15 protein-coding genes are annotated in these 26,118 nt (G+C 71.0%); 10 read left to right on the forward strand and 5 right to left on the reverse strand.

Annotated features, from left to right (window positions below; translation table 11 throughout):
* The first annotated feature begins 2 nt into the window (after positions 1-2).
* The 4 genes from K343_RS0117155 to K343_RS0117170 are packed head-to-tail and all read left to right on the forward strand — an operon-like array spanning position 3 to position 6,704.
* A complete protein-coding gene (locus tag K343_RS0117155; RefSeq protein WP_051278657.1) occupies positions 3-1,625 on the forward strand; it encodes an amidase family protein in 1,623 nt (540 codons plus the stop codon).
* A gap of 8 nt (positions 1,626-1,633) precedes the next feature.
* Positions 1,634-3,382 carry an amidase gene (locus tag K343_RS0117160; RefSeq protein ID WP_043113064.1) on the forward strand — a complete coding sequence of 583 codons (1,749 nt, stop codon included), beginning with the start codon at positions 1,634-1,636 and terminating at the stop codon, positions 3,380-3,382.
* Positions 3,383-3,414: 32 nt separating this feature from the next.
* Positions 3,415-5,070, forward strand: coding sequence for an amidase family protein (locus K343_RS0117165; RefSeq protein WP_043113066.1), 1,656 nt, complete (start codon positions 3,415-3,417; stop codon positions 5,068-5,070).
* A complete protein-coding gene (locus K343_RS0117170) occupies positions 5,067-6,704 on the forward strand; it encodes an amidase family protein (RefSeq protein ID WP_028009116.1) in 1,638 nt (545 codons plus the stop codon). The genes K343_RS0117165 and K343_RS0117170 overlap by 4 nt, the downstream gene beginning before the upstream one ends.
* Before the next feature lie 300 nt (positions 6,705-7,004).
* Here K343_RS0117170 and K343_RS0117175 read toward each other — a convergent pair whose 3' ends face one another.
* From K343_RS0117175 to K343_RS0117190, 4 genes are all read right to left on the reverse strand, one after another.
* Positions 7,005-9,311, reverse strand: coding sequence for an amidase family protein (locus K343_RS0117175; RefSeq protein ID WP_028009117.1), 2,307 nt, complete (start codon positions 9,309-9,311; stop codon positions 7,005-7,007).
* Positions 9,312-9,442: 131 nt separating this feature from the next.
* Complete coding sequence (locus tag K343_RS0117180; protein WP_028009118.1) at positions 9,443-11,728, reverse strand: amidase family protein; 2,286 nt, start codon at positions 11,726-11,728, stop codon at positions 9,443-9,445.
* 149 nt (positions 11,729-11,877) lie between these two features.
* The gene (locus tag K343_RS0117185) at positions 11,878-13,512 is read right to left on the reverse strand and encodes an amidase family protein (RefSeq protein ID WP_028009119.1); all 1,635 of its coding nucleotides are present in this window, start codon (positions 13,510-13,512) and stop codon (positions 11,878-11,880) included.
* A gap of 2 nt (positions 13,513-13,514) precedes the next feature.
* Positions 13,515-15,803 carry an amidase family protein gene (locus K343_RS0117190; RefSeq protein ID WP_028009120.1) on the reverse strand — a complete coding sequence of 763 codons (2,289 nt, stop codon included), beginning with the start codon at positions 15,801-15,803 and terminating at the stop codon, positions 13,515-13,517.
* Between the two features lie 221 nt (positions 15,804-16,024).
* Here K343_RS0117190 and K343_RS0117195 point away from each other — a divergent pair, with 221 nt between their 5' ends.
* Genes K343_RS0117195 through K343_RS0117220 form a run of 6 tightly spaced genes read left to right on the forward strand, consistent with a single transcriptional unit; the run spans position 16,025 to position 24,405 of the window.
* Complete coding sequence (locus K343_RS0117195; protein WP_028009121.1) at positions 16,025-17,752, forward strand: hypothetical protein; 1,728 nt, start codon at positions 16,025-16,027, stop codon at positions 17,750-17,752.
* 30 nt (positions 17,753-17,782) lie between these two features.
* Positions 17,783-18,844: an asparaginase gene (locus K343_RS0117200; protein WP_211226333.1), complete on the forward strand. Its 1,062-nt coding sequence runs from the start codon at positions 17,783-17,785 to the stop codon at positions 18,842-18,844.
* Positions 18,845-18,863: 19 nt separating this feature from the next.
* Positions 18,864-19,979, forward strand: a complete 1,116-nt coding sequence (locus tag K343_RS0117205) for an asparaginase (RefSeq protein WP_028009123.1) — start codon at positions 18,864-18,866, stop codon at positions 19,977-19,979.
* Positions 19,969-21,102: an acetamidase/formamidase family protein gene (locus K343_RS0117210; protein ID WP_028009124.1), complete on the forward strand. Its 1,134-nt coding sequence runs from the start codon at positions 19,969-19,971 to the stop codon at positions 21,100-21,102. The genes K343_RS0117205 and K343_RS0117210 overlap by 11 nt, the downstream gene beginning before the upstream one ends.
* Positions 21,103-21,157: 55 nt before the next feature.
* On the forward strand, positions 21,158-22,717 hold the full coding sequence (locus K343_RS0117215; protein ID WP_051278659.1) for an amidase: 1,560 nt from the start codon (positions 21,158-21,160) through the stop codon (positions 22,715-22,717).
* A gap of 14 nt (positions 22,718-22,731) precedes the next feature.
* On the forward strand, positions 22,732-24,405 hold the full coding sequence (locus K343_RS0117220) for an amidase (protein WP_245585229.1): 1,674 nt from the start codon (positions 22,732-22,734) through the stop codon (positions 24,403-24,405).
* A 110-nt stretch (positions 24,406-24,515) separates the two neighbouring features.
* On the opposite strand, the gene K343_RS0117225 is transcribed toward K343_RS0117220, so the two are convergent.
* Entirely contained in the window at positions 24,516-26,114 is a 1,599-nt protein-coding gene (locus tag K343_RS0117225) for an amidase family protein (protein WP_028009127.1), read from the reverse strand.
* Between the last annotated feature and the right edge of the window lie 4 nt (positions 26,115-26,118).

Below are 26,118 nucleotides of genomic sequence, written 5' to 3' on the forward strand. Positions count from 1 at the left end.
CGATGAATGCTGCCTCGCCGCTGTCCCGTTTCGCGCCGATCGCCTCGCTGCTCGGCAGCGCCGTGCTCGGTCTCGCCGCGGTTCTGCCGCTGCCGGTCTGGGGGCTCGACATCACGCGCGCGACGATCGCCGAAGTCGGCGCGGCGATGCGCGAGGACGCGCTGAGTTCGGAAGCGCTCACGCAGGCCTATCTGGCGCGCATCCAGGCCTACGACAAGCAGGGTCCGAACATCAACGCCGTCATCACGCTCAATCCGAAGGCGCTCGAACAGGCACGCGCGCTCGATGCCGAACGCCGCGCCGGCAAGCTGCGCGGTCCGCTGCACGGCATTCCGATTCTGCTCAAGGACAATTTCGACACCCGCGACCTGCCGACGTCCGGCGGCTCGCAGATGCTGAAGGACTCGCTGCCGTATGACGACGCCTTCGTGGTGAAGAAGCTGCGCGAGGCCGGCGTGGTGATCGTCGCCAAGGTCAATCTGCACGAGTTCGCCTACGGCGGCGGTGCACCGAACGGCTACAGCTCGCTCGGCGGGCAGACCCACAACCCGCACGACATCGCGCGCGGGCCGTCCGGTTCGAGCGGCGGCACCGGCGCCGGCATCGCCGCGGCTTTCGCGCAGTTCGGGCTCGGCAGCGACACCGCCGGTTCGATCCGCAATCCCTCGTCGGCCAACGGCATCGTCGGCATCAAGCCGACGCGCGGCCTGCTCAGCCGCGACGGCATCATTCCGCTGGCGCTGTCGTTCGACACCGGCGGCCCGATGTGCCGCAGCGTCGCCGACTGCGCGCTTGCGCTCGGCGCGATGACCGGCGTCGACAAGGCCGATCCGGCGACGGCGGCGAGCGCCGGCCGCTTCGAAACCGATTACACGAAGTTCCTCAAGCCGGGCGCGCTCAAGGGCGCGCGCATCGGCGTGATGCGCGACTTCTTCGGGCAGAGCGCGAAGACCGATTTCGTGATGGAACAGGCCATCGTCAAGCTGCAGGCGCTCGGTGCGACGATCGTCGACCCGGTCAGGCTGCCGGACTTCCTCGTCGCCGGCATCGGGCCGATGCATCGCATGATGATCGACATCGAGTTCAAGGCGCAGATCGCCGATTACCTGAAGACGCTGCGCCCCGGTTTTCCGCGCACGCTCGACGAGCTGGTGGCGAAGGCCCGCGATCCCAGGCTCGGCTACAGCAGCCCGTGGAAGCGCGACAGCATGGCCAAGATGGACAAGGCGGCGCCGATCGACGATCCGATCTATCTCGCCGCCAAGAACCAGGGCCTGGCGCTGACGACGGCGGTGATCGACGGCCTGTTCGCCGAGCACAAGCTCGACGCGATGATCTACCCGAGCGTGACGCGTCCGGCCGCCGAGATCGGCGAGGACCGCGCCGCCGGCGGCGGCCGCGGCGGCATGGGGCCGGCCGCGCTCGCCAACGAGACCGGCTATCCGGACGTGATCGTGCCGGCCGGCATGACGCCGGACGGTCTGCCGGTGACGCTGTCGTTCTTCGGCCGCGCCTGGCGCGAGGGCCAGCTGCTCGGCTACGCCTACGACTTCGAGCAGGCCACGCACGCCATCGCGCTGCCGAAGTACACGCCGTCGCTGCCGACGGACGTGGTCGGACACTGAGCGTGACGATGGACGCGCCGCTCGCCGATTCGCGACGCCGTTTCCTCGCGGCCTGCGCGGCGGCGGGTCTGTCCGGCACGCTGCTGCCCGGCGTGCTGTGGGCGCAGATCGCCGCGCAGGGCACGGCGCAGGTCGACGCGGCGATGATCCGCGCCGCCGCGCAGCTCGCCGGCCTGTCGTTCGGCGACGACGAGATCGAGGCACTGCTCGCGCCGGTGAACCGCAGCCTGGCGCAGATGCGCCGCATCCGCGCCGCCAAGATCCCGAACGACGTCGCGCCGCCGTTCTACTTCAGTCCGCTGACGCCGGGCATGGCGGTCGATCGCCGTGCGCTCGCGCCGCGCTTCAGTGCGCCCGGCCGCGTCGAGCGCCCGGCCGATCTGGAGACGCTCGCGTACTGGCCGCTGCTGCGTCTGGCGGCGCTGCTCCGCAGCCGCCAGGTCACCTCGCTGGAACTGACGCAGATGTATCTGGCGCGCCTGCGCCGCCACAACGAGCGGCTCAATTGCGTGGTGACGATGCTCGACGAGCTGGCGCTCGCGCAGGCGCGCCAGGCCGACGCCGAGATCGCCACCGGCCGCGACCGCGGACCGCTGCACGGCGTGCCCTGGGGCTGCAAGGACATCATCGCGGTGCGCGGCATCCGCACGACCTGGGGCTCGGGCGCGTACAAGGACCAGGTGTTCGACTACGACGCTTCCGTCGTCGAGATCCTGCGCGAGGCCGGCGCCGTGCTGCTCGCCAAGCTCAGCACCGGCGAGCTGGCCGGCGGCGACCAGTGGTGGGGCGGGCAGACCCGCAACCCGTGGAAGCTCGACGAGGGCGCGAGCGGCTCGTCGGCCGGCCCCGGCGCCGCGACCGCGGCCGGCTGCGTGCCGTTCGCGATCGGCACCGAAACCAGCGGCTCGATCCTGAGCCCGTCGGCGCGCTGCGGCGTCACCGGCCTGCGGCCGACCTTCGGCCGCGTCAGCCGCTACGGGGTAATGGCGCTGAGCTGGACCCAGGACCGCCTCGGGCCGATGTGCCGCAGCGCCGAGGACTGCGCCGTCGTGCTGCACGCGATCGCCGTCCAGGACGGCCGCGACCTGTCGGTCGGCGACATTCCGTTCAACTGGGACGCGGGCTCCGACTGGCGTGAGCTGAAGGTCGGCTATCTGCCGCAGGCCTTCGCCGACGCCGATCGCGATGCCGACTGGAAGCGCAACGAGCAGGCCACGCTCGCGCAGCTGCGCGCGATGGGCGTGAAGCTGGTGCCGCTGCGGCTGCCGGACTTCGACACCGAAACCCTGCAGCTCAGCGTCGAGGCCGCGGTGTTCTTCGACGAGCTGCTGCGCTCCGGCCGCTACCGGCAGATGACCAGCACGGCGCGCGCCGAGCGCTTCCGCGCCAGCCGGCTGATTCCCGCCGTCGACTATCTGCAGTCGCAGCGCCTGCGCGCGATGATGATGCGCGAGCTGGCCGCCGCCACCGCCGGCGTCGATGTCTATCTGGCGCCTTCCACGCTCGGCGCCCCGCGTCCGTCCGGCAGCGCCGCTGCCGCGCCGCCGTCCGCCAGCCAGCGCCATTCGCAGATGGCGAACCTGGCGTGCTATCCGGGCCTCGCGCTGCCGAACGGCTGGGCCGCCAGCGGCGCGCCGACCAGCGTGCTGTTCATGGCGCCGCCGTATGCCGAGGCGCGCCTGCTGGCGCTGGCCAAGGCCTATCAGGACGCCACCGGTTTCCATCTCCGCCAGCCGCCGGCATTCGCCGTCGCCTGAGTTTCACGACCTCACTTCCGGATCGCGCCGTCATGACTGTCACGCGTTTGCGTCTGCCGCTGGCCCGCCTGCTGTTCGTCCTGCTGCTGCTGCCGCTGCCGCTGCCGGCGGCGTACGCGGCGCCGCTGAACATCGAAACGGCGACCGTCGCCGAACTCGAAGCGGCGATGGCCAAAGGCTCGATCACGTCGGAGCAACTGGTGCGCGCGTATCAGGCGCGCATCGCGGCCTACGACCAGCAGGGGCCGACGATCAACACCGTCATCAGCGCCAACTCGCGTGCGCTCGACGAAGCCCGCCAGCTCGATCGCGAGCGCCGCGTCGGCACGGTGCGCGGTCCGCTGCACGGCATCCCGATCGTGCTCAAGGACAATTTCGACACTTTCGATCTGCCGACCACGGCCGGCTCCTCGCTGCTCGCCGGCAGCCTGCCGCCGGACGACGCGTTCGTGGTCAGGAAGCTGCGCGCGGCCGGCGCGATCATCCTCGCCAAGGTCAACCTGTCCGAGTTCGCGGCCGGCGGCGGCAGCGTCGGCGGCGCCAGGGACCCGGCCGTGCTCAAGGCCGGACGGGTGCCGAACGGCTACAGCTCGATGGGCGGGCAGACGCGCAATCCGCATGCGCTCGACTACGGTCCGTCCGGATCGAGTGGCGGCACCGGCGCCGCGATCGCCGCGGCCTTCGCGCAGTTCGGCCTGGGCAGCGACACGCGCAGCTCGGTGCGCGGGCCTTCGTCGGTCAACGGTATCGTCGGTCTGAAGCCGAGCAACGGCCTGCTGTCGCGCGACGGCATCGTGCCGCTGGCGCTGTCGCTCGACACCGCCGGGCCGATGGCGCGCAGCGTCGCCGACATCGCCGTGGCGCTGAACGTGATGGCCGGCGTCGATCCGGCCGACGCCATGACGCAGCGCGCCGAGGGCCACGTCGAGAAGGATTACCGCGCGTTTCTGAAGCGGGGCGCGCTGCGTGGCGCGCGCATCGGCATCGCGCGCGACTTCGGCGGCCAGGACGCGGCGGTCGACGCGGTCTTCGAGCGGGCCGTCGCCAGCCTCAAGGCGCTGGGCGCGACGACGCTGGACTTCCGCTATCCGAGCTTCCTGCTGGCGGCCAAGGACGACATCTACTTCACGATCACGCAGTCCGAATTCAAGGCGCAGATCGCCGATTACCTGAAGACCACGGCGCCGCAGTATCCGAAGACGCTCGACGATCTGGTGCGCCTCGCCAACGATCCGAAGACCGGCTACCCGAGCCCGGAGAAGGCTTACGGCTTCAAGTACACCGCCGCGGTCGCGCTCGATCTCGACGACCCGGTCTATCTCACCGCGCGCGATCAGGGCATGGCGCTGGTGAAAGCGACCGTCGATGCGATGCTGCAGAAGTACGGCCTCGACGCGATCGTCTACCTCAGCGTCGCCACCGCGGCCACGCCGATCGCACCGCCGGCCGATCCGCAGCCGGGCAAGCCGGGCGCGTCGGCTTTCGATATCTCCAATCTGTCCGGCTATCCGGATCTGGTCGTGCCGGCCGGCATGACGCCGGCGGGTCTGCCGGTGTCGATCTCGATCCTCGGCCCGGCGTTCAGCGAAGGCCGGCTGCTCGGCTACGGCTACGACTTCGAGCAGGCCACGCACGCGCGGCGTCTGCCGAAGTACACGCCGGCGCTGGCGACGGACACGCTGCGGTGAATGTGCGCCACACGCGGCGACGCATCGCGCTCGGCGTCGCGGCGCTGTGGTCGGCCGGCGCCTGGGCCGCGCTCGATCTCGACACGGCGACGGTCGCCGAGGTCGAGGCCGCGTTCGCCGACGGCTCGCTGACGTCCGAGCAGCTGCTGCGCGCGTACCTGGCGCGCATCGACGCCTACGACCAGCGCGGGCCGACGATCAACGCCGTCATCGCCCTCAATCCGAAGGCGCTCGACGAAGCGCGCCAGCGCGACGCCGAACGCCACGCCGGCCAGATCCGCGGTCCGCTGCACGGCATTCCGATCGTGCTCAAGGACAACTTCGACACCTTCGATCTGCCAACCACGGCCGGTTCGCAGCTGTTGGCCGGCAGCGTGCCGCCGGACGATGCCTTCGTCGTGAAGAAGCTGCGCGACGCCGGCGCGATCATCGTCGCCAAGCTCAATCTGCACGAATTCGCGGCCGGCGGCGGCGTCGGCGGTTCGGTCGATCCGGCCGACTACCGGGCGGCGGCGATCCCCAACGGCTACAGCTCGATGGGCGGGCAGACGCGCAACCCGCACGAGCTGAACCACGGCCCGGCCGGTTCCAGCACCGGCACGGCGGCGGCGATCGCCGCCGGTTTTGCGCAGTTCGGCCTCGGCAGCGACACGACGAGCTCGGTGCGCGGCCCGGCCTCGGCGACCGGCATCGTCGGCTTCAAGCCGAGCAACGGCCTGCTGTCGCGCGACGGCATCGTGCCGCTGGCGCTGTCGCTCGACACCGCCGGGCCGATGGCGCGCAGCGTCGCCGACATCGCCGTGGCGCTGAACGTGATGGCCGGCGTCGATGCGGCGGACCCGATGACGCGCCGCGCCGAAGGTCGCATCGAGCGCGACTACACGGCCTTCCTCCAGCGCGGCGCGCTGCGCGGCAAGCGCATCGGCATCGCCCGCGACTTCGGCGGCGTCAACGCCGGCGTCGACCGCGTCTTCGAGCAGGCCGTCGCCACGCTGCGCGCGCTCGGCGCGACGACCGTCGACTTCCGTTACCCCGCGTACCTCGTCGATCTGCACAACGAGCTGGCCTCGACTATCTGCGCCGCCGAGTTCAAGGCGCAGATCGCCGACTACCTGCAGAGCACCGCGCCGCAGTATCCGAAGACGCTCGCCGAACTCGCACGCCGCGCCAAGGATCCGGCCACGCATTACCGCAGCCCGCAGAAGGCCTACGGACTGCAGTACACCGAAACGCACGCGCCGGCGATCGACGATCCGGCGTATCGGGCCGCGAAGAACGAGGGCATGGCACTGGTGCGCGGCGCGGTCGATGCGGTGCTGAACCACAACCGGCTCGACGCCATCGTCTACCTCAGTTCGCCGAACGCCGCGCCGCCGATCGCGCCGCCGGCGCAGCCGGGTCCGCCGCGTCCGACCGCGTCGGCGTACAACATCGCCAACCTGGCCGGCTACCCCGATCTGGTCGTGCCGGCCGGCATGACGCCGGACGGCCTGCCGGTGACGGTCTCCTTCCTCGGTCCCGCATTCAGCGACGGCGCGCTGCTCGGCTACGGCTACGACTTCGAGCAGGCCACGCACGCGCGGCGTCTGCCGAAGCACACGCCGGCGCTGGCCAGCGATCGCGTCGGCCGCTGAGCGCGCGCCGCCGCCGAGCCCGCGTCTTGGGCGCGGCGCGGCCGCCGGTCGCCGGCGATGCCGCTCGCGGCCTTGCGCTCACCGCGCGGCCGAGGCGGCCGACGTGCTTCAAGACGGATGCGAACCGGCAGGCCGCGCTGGCGCGGCGCCCGCACCGTCGCGCCGGAAGCGGCACGGTGCGGCGCGTCAGCAAAGCTCTGCGTAAGCGCGCCCATCGTCATCGCGAGGCGTCGCCGGCGGCGTCCCTGATTCGCCACGACCGCCGCGCGGCCTCGCGACGACGGCTTTTTCAGACCGGCCTCAACGCAGCGGCCCGAAGGCCGGCGGCGGCGCGCGGTGGTGCGTCGCCGTTTCGTAGGCGGTGCCGATCTTGATCAGCGTCGGTTCCTCGCCCTGACCGGCGAAGAACGTGATGGCGATCGGCATCGGGTGCGCGAGCCGGGTTTTCGGGGTGTTCGGCGCGAGCACCGGCACGTAATCGGTCGCGTCCGGGTTGAGCGCGTACTGCGGCTCGTAGATGACGTCGGTGAAGCCGGCCGGCACCACCACGCGCGGAATCTGGAAGAACGGCGTGATGCCGTCGAGGCTGATGGCACCGACGTTGGGGCCGAGGATCTTCGGCGTCGGCACGGTGTTCTCGGGGTGCACGAAGGCGTCGATGCCGTTCTCGTGCATGACCTTGAGCAGCGCCAGGCGGGCGATGTAGCTGCGCGCCAGGCGCTCGGCCTTGCCGGCCTGCTCGTGGTCCTTGAAGGCGATCCAGTTCTCGGCGCCGGCGCGCGACTTGTCCTCGCGGAACTTGGCGTGGGCGACCCAGTCGGCCCAGGTCTTGATGCGCGCGTCGCCGCGCGCGGCGAGGTAGCGGTTGATGTCGAACGCGAAGTCGGCGCACAGCGTCGAGACGCAGGGCGTGGCGGCGAAGCCGGCGAAGTTGGTGATGTCGACGGCGGCGGTCAGCGGCGCCTCGTGGCGGCTGAGCTTGAGCAGGTAGTCGGCCGAGGTGACGTCCCAGCCGGGCACCGCGAAGTAGAGCTTTCCGCTCGGGTCGCGGCGCGAGAACAGTTCCGGCATCAGGTTCGGCAGCAGCTCGGCGAGCGCGTCGGAGAAGCTGTAGCGCAGGTTGGCGACGTCCGGATCGTCCGGATAGCCCGGCGGCGTCGTCTCGACCAGTTCGGCGCCGAGGCGGTCGCGCAGCACGGTCTTGATCTCGCTGTCGATCTGCGCGGAGATCGCCTCGTGGTTGCGCGTCTTTTTCACCATGTGCTCGCGCAGGATGGCGATGCGCAGGCCGGCCAGCGGCCTGCCGCTCTTTTTCAGCGCGGCGGCGTCGACGATGAAGCTGGCGTAGGGCTGCGCCGGGATCAGCGCGGCGGGCACGGCGGCGAAGGGATCGCGGATGTCGTCGTAGCGGCCGGTCTGCGGGTCCTTGAGCGCATCGAGCACGTGTGCGGCGTCGGCCAGCGTGCGCGCGTGGATGCCGGCGCGGTCGTTGAACCACTGGTAGCCGATGCCGCCGTTGTCCGGAATGATGCCCTTGGTCGTCAGCAGCATGGCGATGCCGCTGCGCGAAGCCGGTCCCTGGCACGAGGCGCCGGACTGTTCGCAGATGCCGATCATCGCCAGATTGGCGGAGATCGCCGGGCCGGAGCCGCTGCTGCTGCCGCGCGGCACGCGCGTGGTGTCGTAGGGGTTGCACGGCTGGCCGGCCCAGGCGCCCATGCCCTGGCCACCGGCCACGAGATTGGTCTTCGCTTTGGCCGCGCCGCCGGCCGGGTTGCCGGGGCCGCCGTTGAATTCGTGCGCGACCGACTTGGCGTAGATGATCGCGCCCTGCGCGCGCAGGCGCGCGACCAGCGTCGCGTCGCCGGGCGGCGCGTCCATCGCGAAGGCCACGTCGTTGTTCGCCGTGGTGCGCATGTCCCTGGTGTCGTACGGGTCCTTGATCGCGGTGACGACGCAGTACATCGGCAGCGCCGCGAGGTCCGGCTTGCGGCCGTACTGGGCGTCGAGCGCGGCGGCGGTTTCGAGCGCGTCCGGTTGCTGGCGGAAGTGCTCGCAGACCGCCGGCGCGCCGGCCGGCAGCGGCGTGCCGGGCGGCGCGTCGAAGGCGCCCTTGCAGGTCACGGAGCGCTCGCCGCGGATGTTGAGCGTCTCCAGCGCGTTGATCTGTCCGGCGTCGGGCAGACCGATGCGCATGCCCATCTGCGCCATGACCGACGGATCGGAAACGGTCGCCTCCATGCGCCCGTAGTCGAGCGGCAGGCCGCGGTAGCGTTCGAGATCCGGCAGCACCGTCGAGGCTTTCACGGTGCGGGTCGGAAACACCAGCGGCTTGCCGGCGCGCACGTAGCCCCGGGCCGGGGCGATGTCGCGGCCGTCCGCGGTGACGAGCGCGGTGCAGACGCCGTTGTAGGCGCGGGCGCGGTCGATATAGGCCTGCACGACTTCGCGGCAGGTGGTCGCGCCCGACTGGATCGCGGCGTGCACGCTGTCGACGGTCGCTTCCTCGATGTGGAATTTTTCCGCCGCGCCGGCCGGCGCGGCGAGGGCGGCGGCGAGCAGCGCGCCGCAGCGAAGACGATGCACAAGGGGCAGGCGGTCGATCACGGCAGTCTCGCAAGCTCGCGCGGTGGCGATGAGGAATAGAAGGGAAAGGCGGTGTCGGGTGAAAACGTGCGTTCGTGCACGGCGCGCGGCCCCGCGCCGTCGGTGCGGCGGCGCGGGGCCTGCGGCGGCGCTTACGGCTCGCCCTTGAGCGGACCGAAGTCCGGCGGCGGCCGGCGATGGCGGGTGGCCGCCTCGTACGCGGAGGCGACCTTGATGACGGTGGCCTCGTCGCCCGGCGCGGCCCAGAAGCCGACGTTGAACGGCAGCGGACTGCCCGGCTTCGCGGGCGCGCTGCCGAACGCGGTGTCGTACTTCCTGCCGTCCTTGCCGAGCACGAACCTGGGGTCGTAGACCGTGTCGATGAAGCCGCCCGGCACGAACACTTCGGGCAGGCCGAGCGTCGCGCCGTAGCCGAACGAGCGGCGCTCCGGCTCGCCCGGGCCGCCGAGCTGCTGGGCGATCACCGTCGACGAGGGATTGACGAAGACGTCGATCCGGTTCTGCTCCATCACCTTCATCACCGCCATGCGCACCGTGTCGCGGCGCTTCATCGTGTAGGTGATGGCGTCGGTGCGGATGTCGATCGCCTTGTTCTCCCAGTTCTTCGCCGCCGCGCGCTTGGCGTCGCTGAAGTACTTGGCGTTGGCGTTGAGCGTCTGCCAGTCGTGAACCCTGGCGTCGCCGCGCGCGAGCAGGTACTGCGCGAACTGGAACGAGAAGGTGTAGCCGCTGACCGCGTCCGGATGCTCCGGCGGGTTGCCGATGATGCGCAGAAGATTGAGGTTCGCCGGCCACGGCGCCTTGTGCAGCGAGGCGGCGACGAGGTATTCGCGGCTCGTCACGTCCCAGCCCGGCACCGCGAACTCCGGCGTGCCGTCGGCTTTCTTCCACGACAGCACTTCGGGCATGTGGAAGGGAATCACCTCGGCCAGCGCGTCCTCGAAGCCGAAGGCCATGTTCGGCAGCGACGGATCGTCCGGGTATTCGGGGTCGACGGCCTCGATCAGCTCGGCGCCGAGCGCCTGCAGCACCTTCAGCTGGGCGTTGACGCCGTCGCTGACCGGCGCCGCGCTCGGCGTCTTCTTGCGCATGAATTCGCGGACCACGCCGATGCGCACGCCGGCGAGCGGCTTGCCGCTGCCCGGCCGGCTCAGCGCGCCGACGTAGGGCGTGTCCGCGGCCGTCATGTGCGTGATCGCGGTGTACGGATCGGCGGGATCGAAGTAGCGGCCGGTTTTCTGGTCGCGGAAGGCGTCGAGGATGGTCACTGCGTCCTTGACCGTGCGGCAGAGGATGCCCGGGCGGTCCTGGTACGGATTGGCGCCGATGCCGCCGGCGTAGGAGATCGTGCCCTTGGTCGGCACCAGGTTGACGACGCCGTTGAGGTTGGCCGGGTTGCGGCAGGAGCCGCCGGTCGTCTCGCAGATCGAGCAGACCACGAGATTGGCGGCGACCGAGGCGCCCGAGCCGCCGCTGGAGCCGCCGGTCTCGCGCGTGGTGTCGTACGGATTGCAGACCGTGCCACCCCAGGTCTCGCGCGCGCCGCCGGTGCCGATATACGGCCGCTCGACCTTGGCGTCGCCGCCCGGATCGCCGCTGCCGCCGTTGTACTCGGAGTTGTGCGCCTGCGCGTAGATGATCGCGCCGGCGGCGCGCATGCGCGCGGTCAGCGTCGAGTCGGCCGGCGCCGCGTCCATCGCGTAGGCGACGTCGCCGCCGCCGGTCGAGCGCATGTCCTTGGCGTTGTAGACGGCCTTGAACGACATCGGCACGCAGTACAGCGGCATGGCCTGGAGATCCGGATTGCGGCCGTACTGGGCGTCGAGCGCGGCGGCGGTTTCGAGCGCGTCCGGCTGCTGGCGGAAGTCCTCGCAGACGGACGGGGCGCCGGCCGGCAGCGGCTTGCCCGGCGGCGCGTCGAACTTGCCCTTGCAGGTCACCGAGCGCTCACCGCGCAGGTTCAGCGTTTCCAGCGCGTTGACCTGGCGCGCGTGCGGGATGCCGACGACCATGCCGTACTGCTGGTAGACGCCGGGGTCGGACTGCGTGGGCTCCATGCGCCCGTAGTCGGGCGTCGCGCCGCTGTACTGGCCGAAGTCCGGCAGCAGTTCCCGGATCGAAACGGTTTGCGTCGGGAACTTCAGCGGCAGGCCGGCGCGGGTCGTGCCTTTCACCGCCGGCGCCTTCCTGCCGTCCGGCGTCACCAGCGCCGTGCACATGCCGTTGTAGGCGCGGGCGCGGGCCACGTAGGCCTCGACGATCTGCCGGCAGCTCACCGCGCCGGACTGAATGCCGCGGTGGATGTCCGCGATCGTGGTTTCTTCCAGATGGAAAGGCTCGGCGGCCTGTGCGGCCGAGCCCAGCACGCCCAGCGCGACGGCCAGCATCAGCCGGCGCCCCCTGTTCTGCATCGACATGTTCCGTCTCCCCGACGATGGCCCGAAGCGGGCGGTTTGCGGGCGAGGGGCAGGGCCGCGCCGAGAGTGCCGGCGGCCCTGCGTTTCTTCGCCTGCGTCGAGCATTGAGACGGCGCCGCTCCGCCGGCCCCTACCGGCGGCGCGGCGCTTCAGGGCATGCGGATCGCCGGCGTCAGCCGCGGCGGCCGGCGCTGCTGCGAGGCCTGCTCGTAGGCGTAGGCGTAGCCGAGCAGCGCGCCTTCCTCGTACGGACGGCCGAGAAAGCCGATGCCGGTCGGCAGGCCGGCGCGGCCGAAGCCCATCGGCACGACGATCGACGGAAGCCCGACCGCGCCGTAGCCGGCCAGCGTCGCCGGTTCCGGTTTGCCGGCGGCGACGAAATCCGGATCGTCGATCCGATAGACCGGATTGCGGATCGGCGGCGCGAAGCTGGCGTGGTAGGGGAACACCAGCGCGTCGACGCCGTAGCGCGCGAACAGCGCGAGCTTGTCGGCGCTCGCCTGCGGCAGGGTCTTGTCGATCAGCTGCCGGTACGCCGGATCGTCGGTCGAGGTTTTCAGCGAGTCCTTGAGCAGGCGCATCACGCTCGCCTCGACCGGCAGCGGCGATCGGGCGACGACCGTCTCGTAGCGTTCGACGAAGGCGGCGACGGTCTTCGGCACCTGCGGGCCGAGCGTTGCCAGGTAGCGTTCCCAGTCGGCCCGGAAGCGGTAGTCGGCGACGCGGCGGATCGCGCGGTTGCCGTCGCCGACATAGGCGGCGACGAAGGCCGGATCGAGGTGGATGTCGACCGTCTGCGCGCCGAGCTTGCGCATCTGCGCGAGCGCCGCCTCGGCGAGGCGGTCGATCTCGGCATCGCTGCCGAAGAAGTCGCGGACCACGCCGAGCTTCTTGCCTTTCAGCGCCTGAGTGTCGAGGAAAGCGCTGTAGTCGACGCGACCGTCTTTCACCGCGTAGCGCCGGTCGACTTCGTCCCAGACCGGCGCGCTGGCCGGGTCGGCCGCGTCGCGGAACGCCAGCGTGCCGAGCATCACGGCGACGTCGCGCACCGTGCGCGCCATCGGCCCGGCGGTATCGAAATCGAGGTTCTTCGGCGCGATGCCGTCGCGGCTGATCAGGCCGGTGGTCGGACGCAGGCCGACCACGCCGTTGTACGCGGCCGGGCCGCGCACCGAGGTGCTGGTGTCGGTGCCGACGGCGAGCATCGCGAAGTTCGCCGCCAGCGCCGCGCCCGAGCCGCTGCTCGAACCGCCGGTATGGCGCCGCGCGTTGTACGGGTTCACCGCCTGGCCGGACACCGAGTTGTAGCTGCCGCCGGCGAATTCGCCCATCGCCGCCTTGCCGAGGATCACCGCGCCGGCCGCGCGCAGCGCGGCGGCGATGTGCGCATCGTCGGGCGGGATCGAATCCTTGAGGATCGCCGAGCCGTTGCTGGTCGGCAGGTCGCCGGTGTCGATGTTGTCCTTGAGCAGCACCGGAATGCCGTGCAGCGGCCCGCGCGAGCGGCCGGCGCGGCGCTCGGCGTCGAGCGCGGCGGCCTGATCGCGCGCCTTCGGGTTGACGGTGATGATCGCGTGCAGGCGGCCGTCATAGGCGGCGATGCGCGCCAGATACGCATCGACGAGCTGCTGCGAGCCGAGCGTGCCGGCGGCGAACGCGCGCTGCACGTCGGCGAGCGTGGCTTCTTCGAGCACGAACGCCGCGTCGCGCGGCGCCGACTCGGCGGCGGCCGGCAGCGGCGCGGCCAGCGCCAGTACGGCGGCCAGACGCAGGGCGGCGCGCACGCTCAGCGCTCCGCCGGTACGGGGCCGAACTCGGCCGGCGCGCGGCGGTGCCGCGTCGCCGCTTCGTAGGCCGCGGCGACCTTCAGCACCGCCGGCTCCTCGCCGGGGCCGGCCCAGAACGAGATGCCGATCGGCATCGGCATTTCCATCTGCGTCTTCTGCGTTTCGTTGGCGCGCGCTTCGTATTTGTCCTTGGCGTCGTTGAGCGCGTAGCGCGGCTCGTAGACGACGCGGTTGAAGCCGGCCGGCACGGTGATCTCCGGAATGCCGAGGTTGGCGCTGGTCGGGAAGCGTCCGACCGGCCGGTCGTTGAGCTGCGGCTGGCTGGCGTAGCCGATCAGCGCCGGCGGGATCGTCGTCGTCGGATTGACGAGGACGTCGAGGCGGTTCTGCTGCATGACCTTGAGCACGACCATGCGCATCACCTCGCGCATCTTGACGTTCTGCGTCGCGCCTTCGGAGAGGATGTCGACGGCCTTCTCCCAGTTCTTCATCGCCACGGTGCGGGCTTCGACGTAGTAGCTGGCGTTGGCGTTGAGGCTGGCCCAGTCGCGCACCTTGGCGTCGCCGCGCCGCATCAGGTAGCGGTAGAGGTCGAAGCCGAACGCGCGCGCCGGCGGGCCGACGTTGATGCTGCGCAGATTGAGCTTGTCGGACAGCGGCGCCTTGCCCTCGCCGGCGGCGACCATGTAGTCGCGCTTGCCGATGTCGTAGCCGGGCACGTCGAACAGGTAGTGGCCGTCCTTGTCCTTCTTCTGCAGGAACTCCGGCATGTGCAGCGGCAGGATCTCGGCGAGCGCCTGGGCGAAGCCGTAACGGAGATCGGCAATGCCCGGATCGTCGGGGTACAGCGGATCGCGCGACTCGAGCAGCTCGGCGCCGAGCCGGTCGCGCAGCACGGTCTTGATCTGCGCGTCGACCAGATCGCTCATCGCCACGTCGTTGGCGCTGTGCCGGACCATGTACTCGCGGACCACGCCGATGCGCAGGCCGGCCAGCGGCCTGCCGCCCGGCGCGGGATCGGCGGCGGCATAGCTCGCGTACGGGGTCTTCGAGATCAGGCCCGGCGGCAGCGCGGTGTAGAGGTCGCGCGGATCGAAGTAGCCGCGCTCGGGGTCCTTCAGCGCGTCGAGCACCAGCGCCGCGTCGCGCACGCTGCGGCACTGGATGCCGGCACGGTCGAGATAGGGGTCGGCGCCGATCGCGCCGCCGTACGGCATCAGACCCTTGGTGGTGACGAAGCCGACCACGCCGTTGCGCCAGGCCGGCTGGCGGCACGAGCCGCCGGTTTCCTCGCAGATCGAGCAGACGACCAGATTGGCGCCGACCGAGGCGGCCGAACCGGAGCTCGATCCGCCGGTCTCGCGCGCGGTGTCGTACGGGTTGCACGACGGGCCGCCCCAGGTGCTGCGCGCGCCGGCGCCGTACTGCGCCGAGCGGACCTTGGCCTCGCCGCCGGGATTGCCGGCGCCGGCGTTGTATTCGGCGAGATTGGCCTTGGCGTAGATGATCGCGCCCTTGGCGCGCAGTTCGGCGACGATCGTCGCGTCTTCCGGCGGCGCGTCCATCGCGTAGGCGACGTCGGCGCCGCCGGTGCTGCGCATGTCGCGCGTGTCGAAGACGTCCTTGAACGAAAACGGCACGCAGTACATCGGCATCTGCTGCAGGTCCGGATGGCGGCCGTACTTGGCGTCGAGCGCGGCGGCGGCTTCGAGCGCATCCGGCTGCTGACGGAACGCCTCGCAGGCCGGCGGCGCATCGGCCGGCAGCGGCGTGCCGGGCGCCGCGTCGAACGCGCCTTTGCAGGTGACGGAGCGTTCGCCGCGCAGATTCAGCGTCGACAGCGCGTTGACCTGACGCGCGTGCGCGATGCCGACCACCATGCCGTACTGCTGCACGACCGACGGATCGGACACCGTCGCCTGCAGGCGTCCGTATTCGATCGGCAGGCCCTTGTACTGCGAGAAGTCCGGCAGGACCTGTCCGACCGCGACGGTCCGGGTCGGGAACTGCAGCGGCAGGCCGGCGCGCACGGTGCCGGGCGCCGCCTCGACCGGCTGGCCGTCGGCCGTCACCAGACGCGTGCACATGCCGTTGTAGGCGCGCGCGCGGTCGACGTAGGCCTGCACGACGTCGTGGCAGCTCGTGGCGCCGTCGCGGATCGCCTGCTGGATGTCGGCGATCGACGCTTCCTCGACACGGAATCCGCCGGCCGTCGCCAGCGCCGGCAGCAGCGCGAAGGTCCAGGCCAGAAGACCGCGATGCCGTGCCCGCCGGTAGATGCCGCTCATCCGTTTGCTCCCGAGTCGTCGATCCAGAACCGCCGCCGCGCAGGCAGAGGCCGGCCCGCCGCACGACGGGCCTGTGCGTTCCGACGGCGCGCGCCGGCGATCCCCCACCCGGGGCCTGAACCGGCCGCGGCGGCGCAGCGCTGGTGCAGGTTTCGTGCCGGGTAGGGCGCCGGCCGTGCGCACCGTCCTTCAAATGCAGAGAGCCCCAGGGAGATCGCCGCATGAACAGTCCGGGCTATGCCGCTTCGCTGCCCGGCGCCAGCGCCGCTGCCGCCGCCGTGCCGGCGCATGCCGGCGCGCAGGCGAGCTGGATCCTCGGGCCGCGCCGCGATCTGCTGTTCATCGTCGCCGCCCCGCTGCTGGTCCTGGTGCTGGCGCTGGCGCTGTTCGGCTGGCGCGGCGCGGCGACGGCGACCTCGGTGATCCTGCTGACGCACGTGGTGATGACGGTCGCCCACCATCTGCCGACCTTCATTCGCGTCTATGGCGACGTCGAGCTGTTCCGCCGCCACAAATGGACCTTCGTGCTCGCGCCGCTGCTGCCGTTCGGCTTCGCGATGGCGGTGCTCACGTACATCAACCTCAAGGGCTACCCGGTCGAGAACATCCTGTACCTGTTCATCGTCCTGGCGCTCTGGGATCCGTGGCATTTCCTGATGCAGCACTACGGCTTCACGCGCATCTATGACCGCCACAGCGGTGCGCCGCCGCAGCTGGCGGCGCGCATGGATCTGCTGCTTTCGGCCTGCTGCTTCATCGCCATCATGCTGCTGTGCGGCGACTGGCTGCCGTCGATCCTCGAGGATCTCTACGTCACCGCCGACCTGCCGCTGCTGATGCTGATGCCGGCCGGGATGATCGCGACGATGGAGCATCTGGCGGTGGTCGCCGCCATCGCCGCCGGCGGCGCCTATGCGTTCTATCTGCTGCACGGCCTGCGTCGCGGCTGGCGCATCAGCGGCATCAAGCTGGCGCTGTACGCGAGCTTCTTCGCCGTGATGTACCTGGCCTACACGCCGAACGCGTGGATGCAGTCCTGGGCGCCGGGCTGGAGCTTCAAGGTCGGCTTCGCCGTGGTCGGCATCGTGCACATGACGCAGTACCTGGCGATCGTCTGGCACTACAACCGCAACCTCGCGCGGCACGAGGGCCGGGCGCGGCCGGGCCTGTTCGCGCGCCTGCATGCGCGCGGCGGCTGGTGGATCGGCGCCGCGTACGTCGCGCTGTGCCTGGCCTACGGCGCGCTGCTGTCCGGCCAGCACGACGCGCGCTGGCCGATGTCGGTGCTGCTGGCGCTGGGCTTCACGTCGACGCTGCTGCACTACTACTTCGATGGCTTCATCTGGAAGGTCCGCCATCAGCAGAACCGCGAGAACCTCGACATGCCGCAGGCGGCGAGCGGCGGCGAAGCCTCGTGGTGGTGCCACGGCAAGCCGCGCACGCCGTCGGCGGTGCTGCTGCGGCAGGCACTGTATTTCGGCGTGCCGATGCTGGTGCTGACGGTCGGCGCGATCGGCGTCTGGCAGCGGCCGAACGCCGGCTACGTAGGGTACATGCTGCAGGCGCACGTCCTGAACGAAGAGGGCCGCGTCGACGAGGCGGCTCGCCTCGCCGAGCAGGCGCTGGCGACGATGACGCGGCAGCTGCCGCTCGCCGAGCGTCTGGCGGAGCTGCAGCCGAGCGCCTCGCGCGACGCCGAGCTGGCGTTCCTGGTCCACGACCACGCGCGCTACGAGCGTCTGCTGCTGCCGACGCTCAGAGGGCAGGCGGTGAGTGTGGACGCGCGCCGGCAGTACCGCCTGGAGATCGAACGGGCGATCACCTGGCTGGAGCGTGCGCTGGCGCGGCCGGGCACGCCGGCGCATCCGGGCCGCGAGACGCTGAGCGCCGACGACGTGCGCCACGTGATCGAGGTGTGGCGTCGCGAGGCGGCGGCGATCGACAGCTGAGCCGAGGGGCACGGCGCCTGGCCGTGCGACATGAACGACATTGCGAACGACATGAAGATCCGTCTTGCGGTACTGCTGATCCTGATCGCGCCGGGCCTCGCCGTCGGCACTGCCGCCGCGGCCGCCGAGCCGCTGCCGCAGGTGCGCCTGTTCACGACCGGCGGCACGATCCAGAGCCGCGGCGCCGACCGCCAGACGCTGATGGAATACAACGCCGGCAAGGTCACGCCGCAGGAGCTGATCGACGATCTGCCGGAGCTCAAGGGCGTCGCCGATCTCAGCTACACCGAGATCGCCAACGTCGGCTCGCCGTCGATGAAGACACCGCTGCTGCTCAAGCTGGCCAGCGAGGTCAACGCCTGGCTGGCGCGGCCGGAGGCGGCCGGCGCGGTCGTCACGCACGGCACCGCGACGCTGGAGGAAACCGCGTACTTCCTCAATCTGGTCGTGCACTCCGACAAGCCGGTGGTGATGGTCGGTGCGATGCGGCCGTTCACCGCGGTCTCGCGCGACGGCCCGTTCAATCTCTACAACGCCGTGCGCGTCGCGGCGACGCCGGCGTCGAAGGGCAAGGGCGTGCTCATCATGCTCAACGACGAGATCAATGCCGCGCGCGACACGACCAAGAGCAACACCTATCGCGTCGAGACCTTCGTCGCGCGCGACCTCGGGCCGATGGGCTTCGCCGATTCCGACCGCGTCGTCTACTACCGCAAGCCGCTGTATCGGCACACCGCCCGCTCCGAGTTCGATGTCTCCGCGCTGAGCGATCTGCCGCGCGTCGACATCAGCTATACCTACCAGGACGCCGACGGCGTCGAGGTCGACGCGTTCACCGCCGCCGGCGCCAAGGGCATCGTGCTGACCGGCGGCGCCGGCGATGCGCTGAAGCGCGCGCAGGACCAGGGCGTGGTCATCGTCATGAGCGACCGCAAGGGCGCCGGCCGCGTGATGACGAGTGCGCGCGTCGCCGCGCGCGGCATCGTCACCGCCGACAACCTGCCGCCGCACAAGGCCCGCATCCTCCTGCGCCTGGCGCTGACCAGGACCACGGATCCGGCCGAGATCCAGCGCATGTTCAACGAATACTGAGAAGGCGGACGAGAGCCCCATGACCCTACGCAAGAGCGTGCTGTGCCTGCTGCTCGCGGTGCCGCTGTGCGGCGCTGCGCAGGCCCAGGAAATTCCCCGGTACGCGCCGCCGCCGCCGCTGCCGGCCGACACCGCGGCGCTGCCGACGGTGGTGCTGATGTCGTACGGCGGCACCATCGCCAGCCGCGGCCAGCCGCGGCTCAACATCACCAACTACGGCGGCAAGGAGAACAAGCGCGTCGATCCGCAGGACTGGCTCGACGATCTGCCGGAGCTGCGCGGCATCGCCAACATCGTGCTCGACGACGCGCGCGGTCCGGCCGACGCGCCGTCGGCGGTCTACGCCGATCAGGTGCGCATCGCCAGGCGCATGAACGAGCTGGTCCAAGACCCGAAGGTGCAGGGCATCGTGCTGACGCACGGCACCAACTCGATGGCCGAGACGGCGTACTACCTGAACCTCGTCGTCAAGACCGACAAGCCGATCGTGCTGGTCGGCTCGCAGCGGCCGTGGACCGGCCTGTCCGGCGACGGCCCGCGCAATCTCTACGACGCGGTCCGCGTCGCGGCCTCGAAGCAGGCCTGGGGCAAGGGCGTGCTGCACTGCATGGACCAGTTCATCAACACGGCGCGCGACGTCACCAAGACCAAGGCGTATCGCGTGCAGACCTTCCAGGGCATCGACGTCGGCGCGATCGGCTTCGCCGATCCGGACCAGGTCGTGTTCTACCGCGAGCCGGTGCGCCGCCACACGAGCGCGTCCGAGTTCGCCGGCCGCGACTATCCGGCGCTGCCGCCGGTCGAGATCGCGTACTCGTACCGCGATGCGCCGGGCTATCCGATCGACGCGATGGTCAAGCGCGGCGTCAAGGGCATCGTCGTCGACGGCACCGGCGCCGGTTCGCCGACCGCCGAGCAGACCGCCGCGATCAAGCGCGCGCAGGCCAAGGGCGTGGTCGTCGTCGCCACCGCGCGTACGCGCGGCGGTCGCGTGCAGGACACGCCGCGGCGCCGCGACGCGCACATCGTGCCCGGCGACAACCTGCCGCCGGAGAAGGCCCGCATCCTCCTGCAGCTCGCGCTGACCAGGACCCGCGATGTCCAGGACGTACAGAGAATCTTCGATGAATACTGAAATGCGGCAGACGCCGCGCCGCCGCGCGGCCTGGCTTGCGGCGCTGTGCGCGGTGCTGGCAGCGCCGCTCGCGCCACCGCTTGCCCAGGCGGCCGCAGGCTACGACCACCACGTGCGGCAGACGCCGGCCAATGCGGTGATCGGCAACTTTCCGGCGCAGAAGCAGCCGATCCTGACGGTCAAGAGCGGCGAGACCGTGCGTATCGACGGCGGCGGCGGCAACCGCTGGGGCGACGAGGACCCGCAGACCTGGCTCAAGGACAACGGCCTGTATCTGAACGCCGAGCAGCGCACCGCGATCGAGGAGATCGCGCGCGTGGTCAAGCAGACGCCGCGCCAGCCGGGCATTCCCGGCGGACACCTGCTGGTCGGGCCGATCGCGATCGAGGGTGCGATGCCCGGCGACACGCTGGAAGTGCAGATTCTTTCCGTCGAACCGCGCATCCCGTACGGCGTGGTCAGCATGCGGCCCGGCCGCGGCGGTATTCCGGACGAGGTGCCGGCGCCGTACGCCAAGCTCATTCCGCTCGATCTGAAGCGCAAGCTCGGTCGGTTCGATCCGGGCATCGAGGTGCCGCTCGGCCCGTTCAACGGCGTGATGGGCGTGCTGCCGGCGGCGTCCGAAGGCAGCAATCGTCGCAGCGGCCCGCCGGGCTTGTTCGGCGGCAACCTCGACTGCAAGGAACTGGTCGCCGGCACCCGGCTGTTCCTGCCGGTATTCCGCCGCGGCGCGCTGTTCTTCACCGGCGACTCGCATGCCGCGCAGGGCGACGGCGAGGTGACGGTGACCGCGATCGAGACGGCCAACACCGTGGTGTTCCGCTTCGTGCTGCACAAGGGTATGCGGCTGAGTGCGCCGCGCGCCGAAACGCCGACGCACTGGATCACCTTCGGGCTCGATCCGGATCTCGACAAGGCCATGCAGATGGCGATTCGCGAGACCAACGCCTTCCTCAAGGAGAAGAAGGGGCTGGAGTTCGAGCGCGCGTTCGCGCTGTCGAGCATCGGCATCGATTTTCGCGTCACGCAGGTCGTCGACGACGTCAAGGGCGTGCACGCGATGATCCCGAAGGCGCTGTTCGTCGACGACAAGCCCAGGCCCATCCGCAGCGGACGGCCGTAGGAAGACACGCGCGGCTGCCGCGCAAACCGCTGCATCGTTCCAAAGGGGGAATACGATGTTCGATACGCAAGCGACGGCGTCCGTGACGGACGCCGGAGAACCGTCCGCGGCGTCGGCGCGTCTGTCGCGCCGCCGCTTCATCGGCGCGACGGCCGGCGCTGCCGGCGGCCTGGCGCTGCTGCGCTTCGCGCCGTCCGCGTTTGCCGCGCCGGCCGACGAGCTGCTGCAGAAGTCGGTCGTCGAGATCGCGGCGCTGCTCAAGGCCGGCAAGGTCAGCGCGGTCGAGCTCGTGCAGCGCTGCTATGCGCGCATCGACGCGGTGAATCCGCAGATCAACGCCGTGGTCGCGACCTGCCGCGAGCGTGCGTACGCCGAGGCCGCAGAAGCCGATGCGCTGCTCGCCGCCGGCAAGACCAGGGGGCCGCTGCACGGCGTGCCGTTCACAGTCAAGGATTCGTTCGACACGGCCGGGCTGGTCAGCACCGGCGGCACGCTCGGCCGCAAGGATTTCGTGCCGGGCAAGGACGCGACCGTGGTCGCGCGTGCGCGCGCCGCCGGCGCGATCCTGCTCGGCAAGACCAACACGCCGGAGTTCACGCTCGGCGGCGGCGGCAAGGGCACGGTCAATCTGGTCTACGGCCTGACCCGGAATCCGTACAACACCGCCTACCAGCCGAGCGGTTCGTCGGGCGGCGCCGGCGCGATCGTCGCCGCCTGCGGCGCGTACTTCGACATCGGCTCCGACTACGGCGGCTCGATCCGCGGCCCGGCTTTCGCCAACGGCATCGCCGGCATCAAGCCGACCTACGGACGCGTGCCGCGCACCGGACACATCGTCGGCTACGGCGGTCCGTTCGACAATTTCCAGGAGACCGGCCCGCTTGCGCGCGAGGTCGGCGATCTGGCGCTGCTGCTGCCGATCCTGGCCGGCCCCGACGGCCGGGACGCGGCGATGGCGCCGGTGCCGCTCGGCGATCCGGCCAAGGTCGCGCTCGGCCAGCTGCGCATCGCCTGGTACGTCAGCAACGGCCAGATGCCGGCCAGCGAGGAAATGCAGACCCTGGTCCGGCAGTGCGTCGGTTATTTCGAGAAGCTCGGCTGCACGATCCGGCAGGACGCACCGCCGAAGATGAAGGAACTGGCCGCCGCGCGCAGCACCTTCAGCGGCGCCGACGGCCGCGCCTACATGCGCCGCCTGCTCGCCCAGCACGGCACCAGGCAAGCCTCGCCGGGGCTGCGACTCGACGGCGCGGTGATCAGTGCGGCCGAGTTCACCGCCGCCTGCGAGCAGATGGACGCGATCAAGAGCGAGCAGCTGGCGTGGCTGGCGCAGTACGACCTGATCGTCTGTCCGGCGAGCCAGCGCGCGCCGATCCCGCTCGACTGGATGCCGCCGGGCGGCCGCGAGGCGCGCAGCGGCATGAGTTACACGAGCCAGTACAACACCACCGGCTGGCCGGCCGGCGTCGTGCGCGCCGGCACCTCGGCCAAGGACGCGCCGGGCCTGCCGATCGGCATCCAGATCGTCGGCCAGCCGTGGCGCGACGACGTCGTGCTCGCCGCGCTCGCGCACATCGAAAAGCAAACGGGCGGCTGGATCGCCCCGTCGATCTGAAGCGGAGGCAGGCGATGAAAGAAATGGACACGATGCACGATGCCCGGGCGGTCGACGCGGCTGACGTGGCGAAGCTCACGGATGTGGCGCCGGCGCTGCCGTCGCGGCGCAGCCTGCTCGGCCTGAAGCCGGCGCTGACGGTCGCGGCCGGTTCGGCGGCGCTGGCCGCCTGCGGTCCGCAACCGGCCGGCGCGCCGAAGCTGGAGACCGGCCGCAGCGGCGCCGCCGCGCCGGCGGCGAGCAGCGACGCCAGCGACGAACTCATCTACATGTCGGCGACCAAGCTCGCCGGCCTGATCCGCGCCGGCAAGGTCACGGCGAGCGAGGCGGTCGAGGCGTATATCGCGCGGCAGCTCGCGGTCAACGACAGGCTCAACGCCGTGGTGATGAACTGCTACGAGCGGGCGCGCGCCGAAGCCAAGGCGTTGGACGCGCGCGCCGCGCGCGGCGAGTGGGCCGGCCCGCTGCACGGCGTGCCGATGACGATCAAGGATTCGCTCGACACCGAAGGCGTGATCTCGACCGGCGCGACCTACGGACGCCAGCAGTACGTGCCCGGCCAGGACGCGACGGTGGTGGCGCGCCTGCGCGCCGCCGGCGCGATCCTGCTCGGCAAGACCAACACGCCGGAGTTCACGCTCGGCGGCCTCGCCGGCATCAGCACGGCGAGCAATCTGCTCTACGGCTCTTCGCACAATCCCTACGATCTGACGCGCAGCACCTCCGGCTCGTCCGGCGGCGCCGGCGCGATCGTCGCCGCCGGCGGCGCGGCCTTCGACATCGGCTCCGACTGGGGCGGCTCGATCCGCGGGCCTTCGCACAACAACGGCATCGCCGGCATCAAGCCGACCTCGGTGCGCGTGCCGCGCACCGGCCATATCGTCGACTACGGCGGCATCTTCGATCTCTGGCAGCAGCTCGGCCCGATGACGCGCCGCGTCGAGGACCTGGCGCTGATCACGCCGATCATCGCCGGCCCGGATTTCCACGACGTGTCGTGCGCGCCGGTGCCGTGGGCCGATCCGGCCAAGGTCGAGCTCAAGCCGCTGAAGGTGGCGTACTGCATCGACAACGGCGCCGTCGGCCGCAGCGCCACCGACGAGGACACCAGGAAGACCGTGCGCCAGGCCGCGCAGTGGCTGCAGGCGGCGGTCGCCGAGGTGCGCGAGGACGTGCCGCAGGCGACGCTGATGAAGCTCGCCGAGGCGCGCCGCCGCTTGACCACCGGCGACGGCTGGGCCTTCTACCAGCGCCTCGCCGACAAGTGGGACACGCACAACATTTCGCCGTCGCGCAAGGCGGCGATGGACAAGGCCAAGCCGGCGAGTTCGGCCGAGCTGATCGAGGCCTGGCAGCAGCACGACGAGGCCAAGTCCGAAATGCTCGACTGGATGCAGGGCTACGACGTCTTCCTCTGTCCGGTCGCCGGCCAGCCGGCGCAGCCGATCGATCAGGAAGCCGATCCGATGGCCGCCGGCAGCAGCGGCGCCGTCAACGGCTGGCCGTACACCGGCGCGTTCAACAGCACCGGCTGGCCGGTCGTCGTCGTGCGCTGCGGCAGTTCGGCGGATGGCAAGCTGCCGATCGGCGTGCAGGTGATCGCCGCGCCGTGGCGCGAGGACCTCTGCCTCGCGGTCGCGGCCTATCTCGAAAGCAAGAGCGGCGGCTGGCGCAAGCCGCCGATCTGAGCCGTTTTGGAAGGTGGTGGGCCTGGGCGCCGCATGCGGCGCCCGATTTTTTTGCGTGCGCATCCGGCGGTTTGCGTGCGCGACCGCGCGCCGCCGCTTCAGTTCTGTCTTCAGTCCTGCGTGGCGACCGACAGCGGCGGCGTGCTCGCCGGCGGCCGGCGGTAGCGCGTGGCCTGCTCGTAGGCGTAGGCGTAGCCGATGAGGCGCGACTCGTCCCAGGCGCGGCCGAGGATCTGCAGGCCGACCGGCAGGCCGGGGCCGAGATAGCCGCTGGGCACCGACAGCGCCGGCCACTGCAGCGTGCTGCCGACGAAGGTCAGGCTGCTCGACAGGCCGGTGACGCCGCCTTTCGGGTTCGCTTCGTCGCTCATGATCTGCGTGTTGCGGTCGCCGTTGACGACCGGCAGCTGCGCCCAGGTCGGAAAGATCACGGCGTCGATGCGGCCGGCGTCCATCGCCTCGGTGAACGCGTCGCGATAGGCCTGCTCGGTCTGCAGGCCCTTGCGCGTCGCCTCGTCGCTGGCGACCGGGCCGGCTGCGGCGACCTCGTTCCAGCGCGCCTGATGCAGCGGATGCACGAGATGCGAATCGGCGATCGCCTGCGGACTCGCGTAGGGAATGCCGGGGTGCGCGGCGAGGAAGCGGATCATGTCGTCCTTCATCCGCGCCGGCGTCTGCGGCGCGCGCGGCAGCGTATCGAGCGCCGGCACGCCGAACGGGTCGACGATCTCGGCGCCGGCCGCCTTCAGCTCGGCGAGTGTGCGTTCGAAGTTGGCGATGATGCGCGGATCGGTGACGTTCGGCCGGAACACCTGGCGCAGCACGCCGAGCCGCGCGCCCTTCAGCGCGTCCTTGCGCAGCGCCGCGGTATAGGTCCGGGCGATGTGGCCCTGCGCGCGCGCCGTCGCCGGATCGCGCGCATCGACGCCGGCGAGGACGTCGAGCAGCACGGCGAGGTCGGCGACGCTGCGCGTCATCGGCCCGGCGGTGTCGCGGACGCTGTTGTTCGGCTGGATGCCGTCGCGCGAGACCAGCCCGACCGTCGGGCGCAGGCCGGCGAGCGCGTTGTGCGCCGCCGGCATGCGCACCGAGCCGCCGGTGTCGGTGCCGATGCCGACCGTCGCCAGGTTGGCGGCGATGGCCGCGCCGGTGCCGCCGGACGAGCCGCCGGTCGCGTAGGCGGTGTTGTACGGATTGCGCGCGTAGCCGGGCAGCACCGAGTTGATGTTGTCGCCGCCGCCGTTGGTGAACTCGGACAGCGAGGCCTTGCCGAGCACGATGCCGCCGGCGGCGCGGATCTTCGCGACCAGTGTCGCGTCGCGCGCCGGCACCCAGTGCTTCCAGCCCTGGAAGCCGGAGGTCATCGGCATGCCGGCGGCATCGATGCAGTCTTTCACCAGCACCGGAATGCCGTGCAGCGGGCCGCTGAGCTTGCCGCTCGCGCGGTAGGCGGCGTCGAGGCGTTCGGCTTCCTCGAGCGCTTTCGGATTGAGGTTGATGATCGAGTTCAGATACGGGCCTTGCTGGTCGTAGGCCTCGATGCGCGCCAGATACGCGGCGACGACCTGGCGCGCGCTCAGTTCGCCGCTGCGGTACGCGGCCTGCAGATCGGCGATGCCGGCTTCCTCGACGGCCAGCGCGTGGGCGGCGCCGCTGCACAGCAGGGCGGCGGCGAGCGCGATGCGGCGCAGGCGGATGGCGGCGTTCATGCGG

Origin of the sequence: Solimonas flava DSM 18980 (assembly GCF_000426685.1) — a bacterium.
GTDB classification, from domain to species: domain Bacteria; phylum Pseudomonadota; class Gammaproteobacteria; order Nevskiales; family Nevskiaceae; genus Solimonas; species Solimonas flava.